A 16,454-nucleotide genomic window follows, 5' to 3' on the forward strand; every position below is an offset into this window, starting at 1 on the left:
GACTAAAAAACTTAGCTTACAACACAGGTCAAACTATTTATCAAATTAAGCATAATTTGCTTTCTAATTATTTAATAGGACAACTAAAACGTCCAGATATTGCTATGTCAATGGTTTAGTCTTTAGGCGCTCGGTGCGGCTACGCCGCACCATCGCTTGTGCCAGTTGCGTAAGTCCTAATAAGTTTTAGTATCATCAATTTGTACAAATTCCTTTCTGTAATTAATAACATTGCCCAAGGGGACTAAAGGATAAACTTCATTCATATTATTTGTATATATTTGTATACTTGTAGGAACAATTCATGAATTGCCCCTACCCCAAAATTGATTTAATCTCAGCAACTTGCCGATCTTTCTTTAAGATATCATTTACTGATCGCTCTAAAAATGATATACTATATATAAACCAGGGACAAAATTCGGCTTCATGCCGTGTGATTGTCAAGCAAAGTCTTAACAATCCTATATCCCTGGTATTTTTGTAGCTTTTCTACCAAATAGTTTTAATAGTGGTTAAAGCTTGAATCCTCAAATCACGAGTAACTAAAGGAATACCCAAAGAAAAGGCCGTAGCTGCAATAATTCTATCAGGCATATCAGGAACTGTTACCCGATCAATTTGTCGAATTGCACCTGAAATATTACGATCCAAAGGTACAAGTATAATACCTACATTGGGATCATCCAAAGCATTTAAAATTCGTGTTAATACCTCTTCTGCAAAGCGTCCCTTCTCAACTAAATAAGCAATTTCTATAACCGTAATAGCTGAGATATAAATAGGATTACCTGTATTAACTGCTTGTTCTAATGCTGTTAATGCAGCTTCTGATAATCTCTGTAAATCAAAAACGTACCAAATTAAAGTATGTGTATCTGCAACCACTGATGTCATTAAATTATATCCCTTGGAAAATTACCCCACATTTCTTGACGCGCTTGATAAATATCTTCTTCACTAATATCTACTTTTAAATCAGCACATAAACCTCTAACATTCTGTAAAGGAGTTTTAAGAGTCATTTTTTGAGACAAAAATTCCGCAAAATCTAATAATTGCTGTTGTTTATCAACAGGTAAATGGCGTAACTTTTCTAACACAGATTGCTCAATATTCATTGAAAAATCTCCTGAATTTACTACATAGTATCACCTTACATCTTTGATTGTCGAGGCAATACCCTACGGGAAGCAAGCTACATGAATTACCTCTACCCTAAAATTGCTTTAATCTCAGACATAATTTCCGCAACTCGCCGATCTTTCTCCAATATATCATTTACCAGTTGCTCAGGCGGTAAATGTTCAAAATCCGTCTGATTATTGGGGTTTTTCTGGTCAAGATTATAAATAGGCCAGTAAATAGCATCACCTTTCGCTTTCTGTTCCTTAGCAACTTCGCGCTGATTTTGTTCCTCAGTTTGAAACTGTTTTACCTCATCCTTAATTTTTTGAATCTGCTGTTTAACTTTAGTAACTTCTTTAGGTGGAGAAAAATCCAAAATCGAATTTTCTAAATCTTTGATTTTTTCAGTTAATTCTTTGACATTTTTCGCTAGATTATTAGCCCTTTCTTCAGCTTCATTACCAGCATCCCAAAAAGGTACTGCATCTGCTCTAGCTTGATCATAAACTTCCCTAAAATTATATTTCCAAGCATTTTGATTTTCTTCTCGATTCTGCCACCATGCTACACATTCAGCAAAATCTTCATCTTGTATTGGCTTAGTTTTAGTGTAAGTTTTTCGTCCTTCTGGTAAAGGAATTTGATAATACCAAATTTCATCCGTTTGTCCAGAACGGTCAAAAAATAACAAATTTGTAGGAATACTGGTATAAGGTGCAAACACGCCATTAGGAAGACGGACAATAGTATGCAAATTAAAATTTTTCAGCAAATCTTCCTTAATTTTGGCACACATATTATCCCCAAATAACACCCCATTAGGAAATACAACCGCAGCGCGTCCTGGTTTCGGTCTTTGTCGAAGACGACGCATAATTAACTGAAGGAATAACAACGCCGTTTCTTTAGTTTGTCTATCTTTGGGAAAGTTGTTTTTAATTCTGTCTTCTTCCTCACCTCCAAATGGTGGGTTAGTAAGAATCACATCAACCCAATCTTTTTCACCCATTTCTGACAGAGTAAACCGTAAACTATTACCATCATCAATATCGGGATATTCAAATCCATGTAATAGTAAACTCATGTGTGCTAACATCAAAGGCAAAGATTTAGCCTCAGCACCAATCAGACTTTTTTGTAAAATTTGCCAATCTTGGGCGCTACAATTCTGTTTGAGATATTCATAAGCCTCAACCAAAAAACCACCAGTTCCGCAAGCAGGATCAAAAATCGTTTCTCCTAATTGTGGGTTCATTACCTGCACCATAAACCGCACTACCGGACGAGGGGTATAAAATTCTCCCGAATCTCCCGCAGCGTCCCGCATTTCTTTTAGCATGGACTCATACAACGTGCTGAGGAGGTTCACTTCTTCCGATTTATCAAAGCGAATTTCATTTACCTTATTCAGAACATCCCATAGCAAAGTCCCGCTAATCATGCGGTTATTCACATCTTTGAAAACCTTAGCGATAACATCGGCGCGTTTATTACCGGCTTTGCTTTTGAGATTCCGCAAATAAGCGAGTAAACCTTCACCTTTGTTACCATCTGGTAAAATTGCTTCATCATTATTGATGAAACTTTTTAACTTGTCGCTGGTAAAATCTTCATTAGCAGCCCAATCACGCCAGCGATAAGGCGGTTTAATGGTTGGTTTATACTCAATTCCCTCTAATTTTGCTTCTGCTTCATGCAGTTTCTCGGAATCATCCAACAGTTTCAAGAACATGATCCAAGTCAACTGGGGAAGTCGGTCTAATTCTCCATTTAGACCTTTATCTGTCCGCATGATATCACGGGCTGATTTTACCACGCTGCCTAATTTTTGGGCGGTGGTGACGGGTTGATTAACTTTATTTTTTTTGTTCATCATTTGTTAGATATATAAAAACACGAATTATTGCTTATCATATAAGCAAATCAGCCTATCAAGAATAAGTATTAATTTTAAAGAATTTTTAACAGTGCCAAAGTTAGTTAATCTTCCATGACAAATGCCATGACGATATAACCCATCATAACTAGATATTTGTCTATCATCTACATACAATCTACTAACCATTTCAAAAATATTATCTAAAAGAATGAGTAGGGAAGTATTACGGTGATTATTTGTCCAAGCATCTTTTAATGACTCAATTGCTTTTCTAATTTCATCATCAGACATACCACCAAAATCAGCATTTCTTCCATTATTTTCTATAATATCTCGTATTATCCCTTCTACTTGAGGAATTAAAGTTGAAACGCTTAGAAAAAATTTACCTTCTTTATGTGCAGACAATGCTTGTTCAAGAATAGAATATCTATTTTGTATATTTATGTCACTAACACTTTGCCAGTTTTCTAAAGTTTCATTAATTCTATCACTGGTCATTAATATATTAATAAATAAATAATCAATATTTATAGTGTTATCTGGATCGCACTTCAGAAAATCCTGTATAATCTGTACATCATCTCCTAAAATATCCCTTACACTTTCTGAAACAATTTTAAATGTTGAAGTAGGCAATATCCATTCAGGGTTAATATTATTATCTATTTCAATATTGTATATATAATCTGCTGCAATTGAGGTGGATACTCTAAAAATATTTAAAGATATCTTTTGTATTTCCTGAAATAAAATACTTACATCAGGATCTTCAATTCTACACTGTCTTAAATCTTTATATGTTATACTAGAATTTTCCAAATTGATTCCACTGGTTGCTGCTTGAGAGTCTATATTTGTAATTTCATATTGAACATTATTTATTAAACTTTTGATTTTTTCTCTATATTTTTTACTATTAATCTCAGAGTAATTTTTCTGATCTATAAGATTTGAATAAAATTGAAGTTTCTTATACAAATCTTTGAATGCAGCATATCTTAATTGAATGTTCATAATATATTCCTCTCATTGAAATTAATATTTAAGCAGTATAAAGTAAACTTTGCAACTGATTTACAGCGTCCCTCAATTCCTGAAGACCCCCAAACCGTTCAGAAATTTCAATTATATTACCATAATTATCAAACTCCCGATTAGCCTTAAAAGTCGTGGGAATATTAAACTCCTCAACTCCCTTTTCAGTATACTTATCCAAAAGTATCTCTAAAATTGCCCTTGCTTCCTCCCCATATTGTTCAAAAAAGTCAGACTTACCACGACGCAACCTTTCAGCCCGTTGTTTGTAAGTCAACACCGGAGCATCAAAGGCTATATGACATAATAAATCAAAAGGATCAGCTTCGGAAAGATTAGTTACTGCTTTTAACTCATCAAAATCAATTCCCCTATCTGCCAACAAATCAATAATTTCTGCCCGTTCTTCAGGAACAGCCCAGCGTTGTTGTATCTCTATAGTAGAACGATAGAGAGTCCTAACTTGTTCTCTCGTATAGTCAATTAATTTAGACAAACGCAGTTGATTATCTGCATCTAAATCATAGATTTTTTCCTCAACAATTTCCTCACTACCCCCGTCAACGTAATATTTCCGAGGTGGTGCGTCATCATCATCAGGAATGCCCCCAAAACCAGATTTATCATCCTCCTCAATATCATCATCTTGCGCTTCTGGTTCTTGTGAGTCTATTTCCTGTTCATCTTCTGAAATAATTTTTCCCTGATCATCAATTTCTGATTCATTAATTAAAGTAGGTTCACCATCAAAATCTTTATCTTCAAAAAGTACAGTGCTATTAGTATAATCAACAATATTAAAAGATATTTTACCCTTTTCTTCTCTGACACGAGTTCCCCGGCCAATGATTTGTTTAAAGTCTGTCATGGAACGAACAACACGGGCAAGAATCACATTTTTACAAGTGGGAATATCTACCCCAGTAGTCAGCAGTTTAGAAGTAACAGCAATAATATGAGTTTCATCTAAAACATCTTTAAATTTATCGAGATGTCCTTTACCAACATCACCAGCATCAGAAGTAATGCGACATATATAATCAGGATTTGTTTTGGTAATATCAGTATTCAGATTGCGTAACTCCTTCACCATTGCTTTAACGTGAGGTTCATCCACACAAAAAACAATTGTTTTTGCATAACGATCTGTAGATTTGAGAAAATCAGTAATATGTTTAGCAATGGCTTTTGTCCGCACTTCTCTAACTAATTTTCTCTCAAAATCTGGAGTCTGATAAACTTCATCAGGAATTGTTCTCCCATAACGATCAATTTCTCCAGCACTAGGCCGCCATCCTTCCTTATCAGAACGAGTAGTAACCCGATAAACTCGATAGGGTGCTAAAAAACCATCATTAATCCCTTGTTTTAATGAATAAGTATAAAGAGGATTACCAAAATAGCGATAGGTATCTACATTATCATCTCTTAACGGTGTCGCTGTTAAACCTAATTGATAAGCAGGTTCAAAATATTCTAAAATTTGTCGCCAGTTACTTTCATCTCTCGCGCTACCTCGATGACACTCATCAACAATAATCAAATCAAAATAATCACGACTATATTCTCTATAAAGTCCTGGTCGATTTTGAGTATCACTAATTGCTTGATAAATAGCAAAATAAAGATCACGTCCTTTTTTAGCTTCACCTTGAATTTTGTAGATTTTATCCTCATTAAAAGCCGAAAAATCCTTATTCATCGGATCATCTACTAATATATTCCTATCTGCCAAAAATAAAATTCTTGGTGAGCGAAAATAATCTGATTTATTCCATTCTATCTGTGAAAGTTTCCAAGCAATTTGAAAAGAAACCGTAGTTTTTCCTGTTCCAGTTGCTAAGGTTAATAATAACCGCTTTTGACCTTTAAAAATTGCTGCTAGTGCTGCATTAATAGCATTTCGTTGATAGTAACGTATAGGTTTATCAGGAATTGGATAAGTAGGAGTTAATAATTTTTCAGCAATATCTTCTCTAATTTGTTCTTTTGATTCACCTTTTAACCTGCGCCAAAGTTCATCAGCACTAGGAAAAGAGTCCATCACATCGGACTGTTTACCCGTGATAAAATCAAACTCAACAATTCCCTTTCCATTGGTTGAATAAGCAAACTTTACCCCTAGAATTTTCGCATAGTCTATGGCTTGTTCTAGTCCCTCATCAGGGGTTTTGAGTTTCCGCTTTGCTTCCACCACTGCTAGGGGAAAATCACCTTTTAAAAGTAAATAGTCTGCAAATTTTCTTTTACCTCGTGGTTGACGCTGATTTTTCGGTCTAATTTTGCCATCTGTAAAATAATATTCTTTAGTGTAATCATAAGGTTCTGTCTTCCATCCAGCTTCATTTAATTTTGGTTCTACATAGTTAAGGCAAGTATTAGCTTCATTACTCATATCTAGTTATTTTATAGTTTAATATGTCAATTTTAGTACCAATTGTTGATAAATAACATCTAACCACACGGGAATTACAGCCTTACCTTCATCCAGGGATGCGATCGCTCTTTTCCTGTCAAATTCTACCAAAGAAAGCGAATCATCCTGTGATAACAACAACATAAACCGCTTCCCCTGACCAAAAATAAACAACTCCGGTTCTTGTTCCTTCAGTTGTTTGAGAATAAAACAAGCAACATCAAAACTGATACCCGTAGACAGCCAATATACCATAGCTGCCAACTCCACCAAATTAGACAGTCTTGCTTTCTGACCCAACTGCCCACCTTGAAGTTGCTGTTCCCAGTGAACAGGAATAAGGTGCGCCCCCAGTAATAGAGGTGCGGGTTTACCGTAGTGGTGGCTACCGAATCACCTCCGAGCAAGGAGGAATCCACCTTAATTATTTATTTTTGGCGAACCATAAGCGAGGTCAAAACCCCTGGGGTGCTGCCAAAAGTCCAAATCCCTTGTCTAGTCTGTGTTTCAGATGTTGAGATGCTTTGATAATCTTCCCTTTAAAGGGAAATTAAGAGCAAATTTAGGACATCCGCCAAAATTGCTTTTGGAAGTGTCAATAGATAAGGGTTTGGTCGGGCGGAGTTTCAACACCCCTCCCGGATTGGGGCGGGTTGAAAGTCCTCTCTGAGTTCTTCAACGCTCTTGATATCTTTGTTTCAACACCCCTCCCGGATTGGGGCGGGTTGAAAGCCTCCTGCTATTCAGTCAAAGCTATCAGCTATCAGTTTCAACACCCCTCCCGGATTGGGGCGGGTTGAAAGAAATCCATATCAAAAATATAAAAAACATTTAGGTGGATTGAAAGGCGCACTTCGTTCGGGATTTTCCCCGACTAAAGCAATACCAATAAATAAAAGCTATCATTATAATAGCTTTCAACGCCAATACACCTTGATGACTAGGTAATTTGGCAACGCGGACAATAATTTGGCAATGCGGACAAATAATCTGGCAAGTGACAAGATAAATCGGGATGACTGGATTCGAACCAGCGGCCCCTGCGTCCCGAACGCAGTACGCTACCAAGCTGCGCTACATCCCGTTAAACAAATAAAAACTTATGACAATTATATCACAAATAGGAAAAAATTACAAAAATCTCCGTTCTAGACCCCTTCTTCCTTGCTACCATAAGACTTAGATAAATTAAATGGTGAAAATAAATTGTGACTGTCAAACCTGATTGGTTGCGTGTAAAAGCCCCACAATGGGAGCGAGTAGGTAACGTTAAAGAAATTCTCCGGGACTTATCCCTCAATACTGTCTGTGAAGAAGCATCTTGTCCTAATATTGGCGAATGCTTTAACGCTGGTACTGCTACTTTTTTAATTATGGGACCTGCTTGTACTAGAGCTTGTCCTTATTGTGATATTGATTTTGAGAAAAAACCCCAACCCCTAGATATTACGGAACCTTCACGACTGGCGGAAGCAGTGCGCCGTATGCAACTTAATCATGTTGTGATTACTTCTGTTAATCGTGATGACTTACCTGATGGGGGAGCATATCAATTTGTTCAATGTATTAATGCTATTCATGATATTTCACCCCATACTACTATAGAAGTATTAATTCCTGATCTATGCGGAAATTGGCAGGCTTTGGAAGTCATACTCCAAGCTAAACCAGAGGTACTAAATCATAATACGGAAACCATACCTCGTTTATACCGTCGAGTTCGTCCCCAGGGTAATTATGAACGTACTTTAGAATTATTACAACGTTCTCGACAAATTGATCCTAGTGTTTATACTAAATCTGGTATCATGGTTGGCTTGGGCGAAACGGATGCAGAAGTGCGTCAAGTTATGCAAGACTTACGAGAAGTGGATTGTGATATCTTGACTATTGGTCAATATTTACAACCTAGTCAAAAACACTTGCAGGTTGCTGATTTTATTACACCATTGCAATTTGCAGATTGGCAAGCCTACGGAGAAGAATTAGGATTTTTACAAGTTGTTGCGTCCCCATTGACAAGAAGCTCTTATCATGCTGAACAAGTGCGGGAGTTGATGGAACGTTATCCGCGTAGGGAGTCGGGAGACGCTACGCAGACCTAGCGGTTCGGGAGTTGAGAGTCGGGATCGCACTTTGTCAAGTCAAAAGCCCGACTGGGAATGATAGAGCAGGGTGGCGTAAGCCATATTACTCTGTGTCCTAGCAAAGTTGATCTAAAGATGGCTAAATAACCAGAAGATTTTTTAAATTCTTGAGTTTACCCTAGTAAACTTGAGCTATTAACCTGGGAATTGATTTCCAGGCGGATGTGGAAGCCAAACTCGCTGACTCCCGAATCTCCTGACTCCTCGATCTCCTGTTTCTATGCTGATATCTGTCCTAATTTTAGGAATAATGTTAAAAGACTCGCTCAAGTTACTAAACTCTCTTTGTGCCTTCTTATAAACCAGATAAAATTGATCTCAATACGGAATATATCTGTCCTTGTCGTCGCAAAGGTAAGTTAATTCCTATTACTCTCACTGAAGCCTTCGGTTGCGATCGCTGTCAGCAGATTTTTGTGGTAGAAGATAATGGTTATGCATTGGAACAATTATCCACTGCATACCCCTATAAACGCTCATGGCGATGGTATGGTAATAATTGGCGTATTGTTGTTGAGCCTGCTTTGGGACGAAGTTATTTACCCATAGCATTAGGGGTTATTTTTGTGCTAGTGATTATATGGCTACCATTAGCTTTGCGCTTGGCCAATAATTCTACCATCCTAGCTTGGGCTATGATAGCAGTATTATTGGCTATCCTGCCTGCCATAATGGTCTGGCTTACTTATAGACGTTAATTCCATGACCAGTGAATTGATTGATGATTGTCATGAAGCGGTTAAATGCGCTCAACGTGCTTTTCACGCTTCTTTAAAGTTAGGAACGACTAAGGGTACGGAACGTAGTCGCGCTGTATTGGCTATAGCACAAGCATTAAAGCGAGATTTTGATGAAATTCTCGAAGCTAATACTTGGGACCTAGAAGCTAGTCGAGAAATGGCTGTACCAGAGTTTATTTTAGACTGGCTAAAACTAACTCCCTCACGATTAGAAAATACAGTGGCATTTTTGGAGAAATTAGGACAATTATCAGATCCTTTGCGACGAGTAAGAACGGCTGATTATCAATTAGAAGATTCTCAAAGTTATTTTCAATTAATGCCTTTGGGTGTAATTGCATTTGTATATGAATCATTTCCTGATTTGGCCGCTATAGCGGCAGGCTTTTGTATCAAAACAGGTAATACAATTATTCTCAGGGGGAGCACGGAAGCTAGTAATTCTAATGCAGCGATCGCCAACTCTCTAAAAACAGCTATTACTCAAGTAGGACTTCCTCCAGGTTGTATAGAATTAGTCACAGCAGAACATGGAGAATCTATACGAGATTTAGTTACTCAAGAAGAATATATTAACTTAGTTATCCCCTATGGACGTTCTAGTTTAATACAACAAGTCGTCCGACAAGCCACTTGTCCTGTATTAAAATCAGCTATGGGGAATTGTTATTTATATTGGTCATTAAATGGTAGTTTGGAAATGGTACGCTGGATGATTTTAGATAGTCATAATAGTGAACCTGATCCTGTAAATGCCATTGAAAAGGTTTTAATCCATCGTCAAGCGTTACCTTCTTCTTTGTCCGTACTTTGGAACAATTTACAGGAAAAAGGTTTTAAACTCAAAGGAGATGCGGAATTAGTCGCGGCTTTTCCCCAGTTAGAATTAGTTAAAGATGATGAATGGGAAAAACCATATTTAACTAAGACCATAGCCTTTAAACTAGTAGATAGTTTAGATAGTGCGATCGCTTGGATAAATCAAAATAGTAGTGGCCATGCTGACTCAATTGTTACCGACTCCTATCAAGAAAGTCGTCAATTTGCATTAGGTGTTAACACCGCAGCAACTTATATTAATGCGTCTCCGCGATTTTCTCGTAACCCTTCTAGGGGAGATACAGTATTTTTAGGAATGTCAAATCAAAAAGGACATAGAAGAGGATTTATCAGTTTGGAAACTTTAACAACCGTCAAACATATTATTCAAGGAAATGGGAAATTTTAGATAGAGTGTGGAGTATGGGTTTAGAACTAAAATTACTGTAGCGCGAGCATCTTGCTTGCATCTATTATCTAAAATTACTGTAGTGCAAGCATCTTGCTTGCATATATTATATAATATAAAATTAATGTAGCGCGAGCATCTTGCTTGCATATATTATATAAAATTAATATAGCGCAAGCATCTTGCTTGTATATATTATATAAAATTAAAAGCACAACAGCTTAATATCTGATTTGACAAGCTGTTACGCAGATAAATCCAATAACTATAATATTTTTAGGTGTTGTGGTGAGGGTATCTTGTCTGCTAGACTTATCTTATAGCTAAAAAATAATTTTTCTCAGATATTTGCGTCCTAACTTAATCTTTCTTTTAACCACAAAGCTAACAAAGGCATAGCTAAACGATAACCCTGTTCAGCACTATAAATTAAACCTTTGTGTTGTAACCCACTTAAAGCACCTTGTAAACTACCACCCCGTGAAAGTCCATGTTTATTGATATACTCCTTACTTTGGGGTTTGTCCGTAGGATCAAGGGCTAAACATTCCAGTAAATGTACTTGATTAGCTGGTAATAACATTAACAAAGATTCATAAGTCATAGATAAATCTCTCAATAATCCCTCTATAGCATTTTGTATATCTTGTTCCCTAATTAAGCCATGATTACATCTAGATAAAGATAACCTGCGGATAATGGCCATACCATCCCCAATATGACCCTGTACCGCATCTAAAAATAATTGTAACGCTTGACTGCGATAATCAAAAGTAAGTCCTTCTTGGTGTAAAATTTCTCTAGCCCATAGTGCCACTACATCCTTAGCTAAAGGTGCTAATTGAATAGTTTCTATGGGATATTGACTATCATCTCCATGACTTTGATTAGATTCAGCAATAGTAGCTATTAACACATAACTTACATGGGGATAAATTTTAACTTCCTGTCTAAATGTAGTTTCCCATAAACCTTGACGATCCCAAGAACGTATATGAGGAAAACTTTCTAGAATTAACACAACCCGCCGATTTAAGTCTACGGCCACAATTTCTAATAATTTAAGTAAATGAGTAAAAACCTGCCATAATTGCTTTTCATCTAGTCCATGTAGGAGTTTTAGCTTATTTTCAGGATGAAAAGTAAAAAAGTTACTCGCATTTTCATTTACCCAAGTTTCAATCTTGGACGTTTCCCAGTTTTGAATAATCGCTTCTAATAAAAGCTGTACAAATCTTGTGGACTCAGTAGCACGAATACAGTCTATTTCTAAAATAATAGCGTTTACTTCCTCGGCTGCACCCTTTACTAAAGTGCGTCTACCACTACCAGGTACTCCAGTAATTAACAAATCGCCATCTTGGGCAAGTATTTCAATAATACGCTGAAACTCGACTGATCGGCCAATTACTTGTAAAGGAGTATAAAATTTTAAATTTGCTTGTAAATTCACAGGTTACTCGTTTTTTTGAATCCCTAATTTAATCAAAGCATAAACCATAGAGAGTAACTATGATCATTATTGAAAAATTTTGGTGTTTATTGTTTGTTTACACTAAACATTCGTGTTATAGAATAAGTATAACTTAATTGTCACCAAAAAATCAACTAATTAATCTGAATTATGAAATTTAGTAGGGTGCGTCAGTTCGTAAGGTCCGTCAAATGTTAATAATCTGTTTATTTACATGATTTATGTATTCTGACGCACCCTACTGTTAAAACGTTGGCACTGTGCGTCAAATGTTAATAATCTGTTTATTTAGATGATTTATGTATTCTGACGCACCCTACTGTTAGAACGTTGGCACTGTGCGTCAAATGTTAATAATCTGTTTATTTAGATGATTTATGTATTCTGACGCACCCTACTGTTAAAGTTTATTAAATAGGTAATTACCGTGTTAAAAGCCTGTGTACTTGCGACGATATTATGTGGTTTTTTCGGGATTATTCTCAAAAAAAACCTGTTAATGAAGATTGTTTCTATGGATGTGATGAGTACAGGAGTAATTGCTTTTTATGTACTAATTGCATCGCAAAGTGGTTTATTTACTCCGATTATTGCCGATGTCAAAAATATTGCCTATGCTGATCCTGCTCCCCAAGCAGTAATTTTAACGGGTATAGTTATCGGCTTTTCGATTCAGGCTTTAATGCTTGTAGGTGTGATGAAATTAGCTAGGGATAATCCCACCTTAGAAACCGATGAAATAGAAAGGAATAATACACCATAGGGAGATATAGGGAAATACAAACGATGGATAAAATTACTGTTGCTTGGGTAGCCATACCATTTTTACTAGGATTCATAATTTTTTTAGCACCGAAACTCAACCGACATTTAGCTTTATGGGGAACTATAGCTTCTGCTGGTTATGGTTTACAGATGTTACTAGCACCTACTACTATTCAACTTACATTACTAGATAGTTTTGGTAATAGTTTGTTAGTAGATAAATTAAGTGGTTATTTCATTCTCACAAATGCTTTAGTAACTGCTGCTGTAATTTTATACTGTTGGCATAGTGATAGAAATGCATTTTTCTTTGCTCAAACTATTTTATTGCATGGTAGTTTAAATGCTGCTTTTATTTGCAATGATCTTGTTAGTGTGTACATAGCATTAGAAGTAAGCGGTATTGCGGCTTTTTTATTAATTGCTTATCCACGTAGTGATCGCTCAATTTGGGTAGCTTTACGTTATCTATTTGTAAGTAACACCTCCATGCTATTTTACTTAGTGGGTGGAATATTAGCTTATCAAAATAGTCATTCATTTTCCTTTGCAGGGTTAAAAACTGCTCCTCCAGAAGCAATAGCCTTAATATTTCTCGGACTATTAATTAAAGCAGGGATATTTGTATCTGGTTTATGGCTACCTTTAACCCATTCAGAATCAGAAACACCAGTTTCTGCGTTAATGTCAGGTATTGTAGTTAAAGCTAGTGTATTACCTTTATTGCGCTGTGCATTAATTTCTGATGAACTAAATACCATAGTTACCACTTTTGGTGTTGCTAGTGCCTTAATGGGTGCTTCCTATGCTGTATTAGAAAAAGATACTAAGCGGCTATTAGCGTTAAGCACTATATCCCAGTTAGGTTTTATTCTCGCAGCGCCAGCAGTAGGTGGTTTTTATGCACTAACTCATGGACTAGTAAAAGCATCATTATTTTTAATAGCAGGTTCTTTACCCAGTCGCAACTTTAAAGAATTACAATATCAAGGGATTAATACCACAATTTGGATACCCTTAGTTATAGCCAGTTTGTCAATTTCTGGTTTTCCATTATTAGCAGGTTTTGGGGCAAAAGTGTTAACTATGAAAAGTTTAACATCTTGGCAATTTATCGCTATGAATATTGCGGCTGTGGGAACTGCAATATCCTTTGCTAAATTCATTTTCTTACCCCATAGTAAAAATGGAGAACAGAATATAAAACCAGGGTTTTGGATAGCCGTAATATTGTTAATTAGTGGTTTAATAGTAGGGAATATTGTGTATCTCCAAGGTTATGATATGGCAAATATTGGTAAAGCGATCGCTACCATAGCTATTGGTTGGTTAGCATATCATTTAGTTTTCAAAAAACTGGCAATTTATGTACCAAGAATGCTAGAGAAATTTGAAAATTTAGTGGGAGTCATGAGTTTAACATTAATTGTACTATTTTGGATGGCATTAGCATGATTGGACATCTAATATTAAGACTAACAATATGGTTTTTACTCACTGCTAACATAAGTGTAGAAAACATCATTATTGGTGTAATAATCGCCTTAATTTTACCAAGAGGTTACACAACTAGAGAAAGATTAACAGAATGGTTACAGGTAATGGGTAAAATATTCACTGCCATTCCTATAGCATTTATGGAAGCATTTGAAATTATTTTTCGTCCCCACAAAAAAGAGGAAATGATACCGGAAGAAATCAAACTAAAAAGATCACCATTGTTGATATTTATAGATGTTTTCCTCATTACATTTACCCCGAAAACAATTGTAGTTAGATACAATGAACAGGGTTTTTATGAAGTGCATCATATCAAACCAGGAAAAGAATAAATAGGAACTTAACCATGAACCTAGAAATAGTATTAATAGCGATGATATTAGCCTTACTTATTCCCATTTATGAAGCCTGCAAAAGTGATAATACGTGGCAGAAAATGTTAGCGTTAGGGAGTATTTCCAGTAAAGCATCAATTATGATTCTCGTAGTGTCCGTTTTGCGAGATGATTGGATGATAGGAGTAGTAGCATCCATTATGTTAAGTGTAGGAAATGCAGGTTTTATGTTATTAGCACATATTTTGAGAAGGTTAAATGAAGCATGAATAATATTATCATTTTCATCAGTTATACATTTATATGTATAGGGATATTTTTCTGGTTTTGGGGAACTTGGCATTTAGTCAGTAACAGATCAGTATTATTCAAATTACATGGCCTTTCCGTAGCTGATACATTAGGTTCAATGCTGATCATTATCGGACTTTTAATGAAAATACCTAGTGAATGGCCATTGCTAATTTTAGGGATTATTTCCTTAGCAATTTGGAATACAATGTTAGGCTATGTAATAGCATATTGTTCAACAGAAGAGGCGAAAAATGAATGATTCTTATCTCTATGTAATTATTGCGTTATTACCCTTAGCTGCGGGAATGGTAGTAACTCAAAGAAACCCCTATCATGCCTTAATAATTAGGGGAGTATTAGGGGCAATGGCAGCCATGGTAGATGCACTATTAGGGGCAGCAGACGTGGCATTAACAGAAGCATTAATGGGAACAATGTTATCCATTACATTATATGCGATCGCTGTCCGTTCTTCCTTAGTTTTGCGGTTAGGAGTCCTAGAAAATCAAACAATAGAAAAAAACGAAGATAGCAATTTTCACCAACTAATAAGAGACTTACGTAACATCTTTAAAAACCATTATTTACGGTTAGAAATTGTTCCTTATACCAACCAAGAAAGTTTAGAAACAGCATTGATAGAAAAAGAAATTCATGTGACTTGTACTCCATTAAAAACCAGTGAAGAACCAGAGGAAATGTATCAAACAAATATTAGAGTACAACGCATTTATAACATCATACAAAGTGAACTTTCATCAAAAAACACAACCTTGAATTATGTAGGAGGAAATAGCTGATGAAATGGTTTTATATTTTAGCGGGAATGGCCTTATTTGTGAAAATGTTAATTATGCCAAATTCCGAACCAAACCTATCAGATATGGCCATAGTAGAAACAGTAGTTAGAGAAACAGGAGTTCCCAACGCTGTATCAGGAATTATTTTTAGAAACCGATTATATGATACCATTTTTGAAGTTATTGTTTTTACCATTGCCATACTTGGTGCTAATTACTTATTAGCCAATGAAAAACCATCTTGTAGTATCTATCAGTTTAAAGACGAACCATCTATAATACTAGCTCGTTTAGGTGCAACCATAGCAGCATTAGTAGGTATAGAACTAGCAATAAGAGGACATTTAAGCCCCGGAGGTGGTTTTGCAGCAGGTGTAGCAGGTGGTACAGCGATCGGACTCATCGCTATTACATCCTCATATCAGTGGATGCAAGAAATTTATCAAAAGTGGCACGCTGCAACATGGGAAAAGATTTCAGTATTGATTTTTATTGTTTTATCCGTGATTACATTATCAGGAATGGAATTACCACACGGGGAGTTAGGAACATTATTTAGCGGCGGAATTTTGCCCATATTAAATAGGACTTACGCATTGACAAAAAACATTATCTATGTATTCTAGATCATGCGATCGCTATTAAGATTAGCAAAAATATGCTCACGTACAACTAAAGTAAACAGATTCCTCTGTACTTCATACCAGTTG

General features: G+C 36.0%; 17 protein-coding genes, 1 tRNA gene and 1 CRISPR repeat array. Of the genes, 10 read left to right on the forward strand and 8 right to left on the reverse strand.

Annotation, left to right across the window (positions count from 1 at the left end; genetic code table 11):
- Window positions 1–492: 492 nt before the first annotated feature.
- The 7 genes from H6F32_RS18855 to H6F32_RS18885 all read right to left on the reverse strand — a co-directional run bounded on the left by H6F32_RS18855 (window position 493) and on the right by H6F32_RS18885 (window position 7,545).
- Complete coding sequence (locus tag H6F32_RS18855; protein ID WP_071188134.1) at window positions 493–897, reverse strand: type II toxin-antitoxin system VapC family toxin; 405 nt, start codon at window positions 895–897, stop codon at window positions 493–495.
- A complete protein-coding gene (locus H6F32_RS18860; protein ID WP_137669239.1) occupies window positions 897–1,121 on the reverse strand; it encodes a DUF2281 domain-containing protein in 225 nt (74 codons plus the stop codon). The genes H6F32_RS18855 and H6F32_RS18860 overlap by 1 nt, the downstream gene beginning before the upstream one ends.
- A 92-nt stretch (window positions 1,122–1,213) precedes the next feature.
- Window positions 1,214–3,004: an N-6 DNA methylase gene (locus tag H6F32_RS18865; RefSeq protein ID WP_242031189.1), complete on the reverse strand. Its 1,791-nt coding sequence runs from the start codon at window positions 3,002–3,004 to the stop codon at window positions 1,214–1,216.
- A 24-nt stretch (window positions 3,005–3,028) separates the two neighbouring features.
- Entirely contained in the window at window positions 3,029–4,024 is a 996-nt protein-coding gene (locus H6F32_RS18870; protein ID WP_190370822.1) for a hypothetical protein, read from the reverse strand.
- Window positions 4,025–4,052: 28 nt separating this feature from the next.
- Entirely contained in the window at window positions 4,053–6,440 is a 2,388-nt protein-coding gene (gene hsdR / locus H6F32_RS18875) for an EcoAI/FtnUII family type I restriction enzme subunit R (RefSeq protein WP_190370823.1), read from the reverse strand.
- Window positions 6,441–6,458: 18 nt separating this feature from the next.
- Window positions 6,459–6,761 carry a hypothetical protein gene (locus H6F32_RS18880; RefSeq protein WP_242031190.1) on the reverse strand — a complete coding sequence of 101 codons (303 nt, stop codon included), beginning with the start codon at window positions 6,759–6,761 and terminating at the stop codon, window positions 6,459–6,461.
- A gap of 322 nt (window positions 6,762–7,083) precedes the next feature.
- Window positions 7,084–7,264: a CRISPR direct-repeat array (repeat unit 37 nt; unit sequence GTTTCAACACCCCTCCCGGATTGGGGCGGGTTGAAAG).
- Window positions 7,265–7,471: 207 nt separating this feature from the next.
- Window positions 7,472–7,545 (reverse strand) — tRNA-Pro (locus H6F32_RS18885).
- Window positions 7,546–7,669: 124 nt separating this feature from the next.
- Here H6F32_RS18885 and lipA point away from each other — a divergent pair.
- The 3 genes from lipA to H6F32_RS18900 all read left to right on the forward strand — a co-directional run bounded on the left by lipA (window position 7,670) and on the right by H6F32_RS18900 (window position 10,576).
- Entirely contained in the window at window positions 7,670–8,566 is an 897-nt protein-coding gene (gene lipA / locus H6F32_RS18890) for a lipoyl synthase (RefSeq protein WP_190370824.1), read from the forward strand.
- A 329-nt stretch (window positions 8,567–8,895) separates the two neighbouring features.
- Entirely contained in the window at window positions 8,896–9,306 is a 411-nt protein-coding gene (locus H6F32_RS18895) for a hypothetical protein (protein WP_190370825.1), read from the forward strand.
- A gap of 4 nt (window positions 9,307–9,310) precedes the next feature.
- Window positions 9,311–10,576, forward strand: a complete 1,266-nt coding sequence (locus H6F32_RS18900; protein WP_190370826.1) for a glutamate-5-semialdehyde dehydrogenase — start codon at window positions 9,311–9,313, stop codon at window positions 10,574–10,576.
- Between the two features lie 355 nt (window positions 10,577–10,931).
- On the opposite strand, the gene H6F32_RS18905 is transcribed toward H6F32_RS18900, so the two are convergent.
- Entirely contained in the window at window positions 10,932–12,029 is a 1,098-nt protein-coding gene (locus tag H6F32_RS18905; RefSeq protein ID WP_190370827.1) for an ATP-binding protein, read from the reverse strand.
- 448 nt (window positions 12,030–12,477) lie between these two features.
- On the opposite strand from H6F32_RS18905, the gene H6F32_RS18910 reads away from it, so the two are divergent.
- From H6F32_RS18910 to H6F32_RS18940, 7 genes are read left to right on the forward strand one after another with little or no spacing between them, the layout of a single operon-like run.
- Entirely contained in the window at window positions 12,478–12,813 is a 336-nt protein-coding gene (locus H6F32_RS18910) for an NADH-quinone oxidoreductase subunit K (RefSeq protein ID WP_190370828.1), read from the forward strand.
- 23 nt (window positions 12,814–12,836) lie between these two features.
- Entirely contained in the window at window positions 12,837–14,270 is a 1,434-nt protein-coding gene (locus H6F32_RS18915) for a cation:proton antiporter (RefSeq protein WP_190370829.1), read from the forward strand.
- Window positions 14,267–14,647: a Na+/H+ antiporter subunit E gene (locus tag H6F32_RS18920; protein ID WP_190370830.1), complete on the forward strand. Its 381-nt coding sequence runs from the start codon at window positions 14,267–14,269 to the stop codon at window positions 14,645–14,647. The genes H6F32_RS18915 and H6F32_RS18920 overlap by 4 nt, the downstream gene beginning before the upstream one ends.
- Before the next feature lie 14 nt (window positions 14,648–14,661).
- On the forward strand, window positions 14,662–14,919 hold the full coding sequence (locus tag H6F32_RS18925; RefSeq protein WP_190370831.1) for a hypothetical protein: 258 nt from the start codon (window positions 14,662–14,664) through the stop codon (window positions 14,917–14,919).
- Window positions 14,920–14,924: 5 nt separating this feature from the next.
- Window positions 14,925–15,203, forward strand: coding sequence for a monovalent cation/H(+) antiporter subunit G (locus H6F32_RS18930; RefSeq protein WP_190370835.1), 279 nt, complete (start codon window positions 14,925–14,927; stop codon window positions 15,201–15,203).
- Window positions 15,196–15,744, forward strand: a complete 549-nt coding sequence (locus H6F32_RS18935) for a DUF4040 domain-containing protein (RefSeq protein WP_190370832.1) — start codon at window positions 15,196–15,198, stop codon at window positions 15,742–15,744. Before H6F32_RS18930 ends, H6F32_RS18935 begins: the two co-directional genes overlap by 8 nt.
- Window positions 15,744–16,370, forward strand: coding sequence for a Na(+)/H(+) antiporter subunit B (locus H6F32_RS18940; RefSeq protein ID WP_190370833.1), 627 nt, complete (start codon window positions 15,744–15,746; stop codon window positions 16,368–16,370). The genes H6F32_RS18935 and H6F32_RS18940 overlap by 1 nt, the downstream gene beginning before the upstream one ends.
- The last annotated feature ends 84 nt before the right edge of the window (window positions 16,371–16,454 follow it).

Source organism: Anabaena sp. FACHB-1237, assembly GCF_014696225.1.
GTDB lineage: Bacteria > Cyanobacteriota > Cyanobacteriia > Cyanobacteriales > Nostocaceae > FACHB-1237.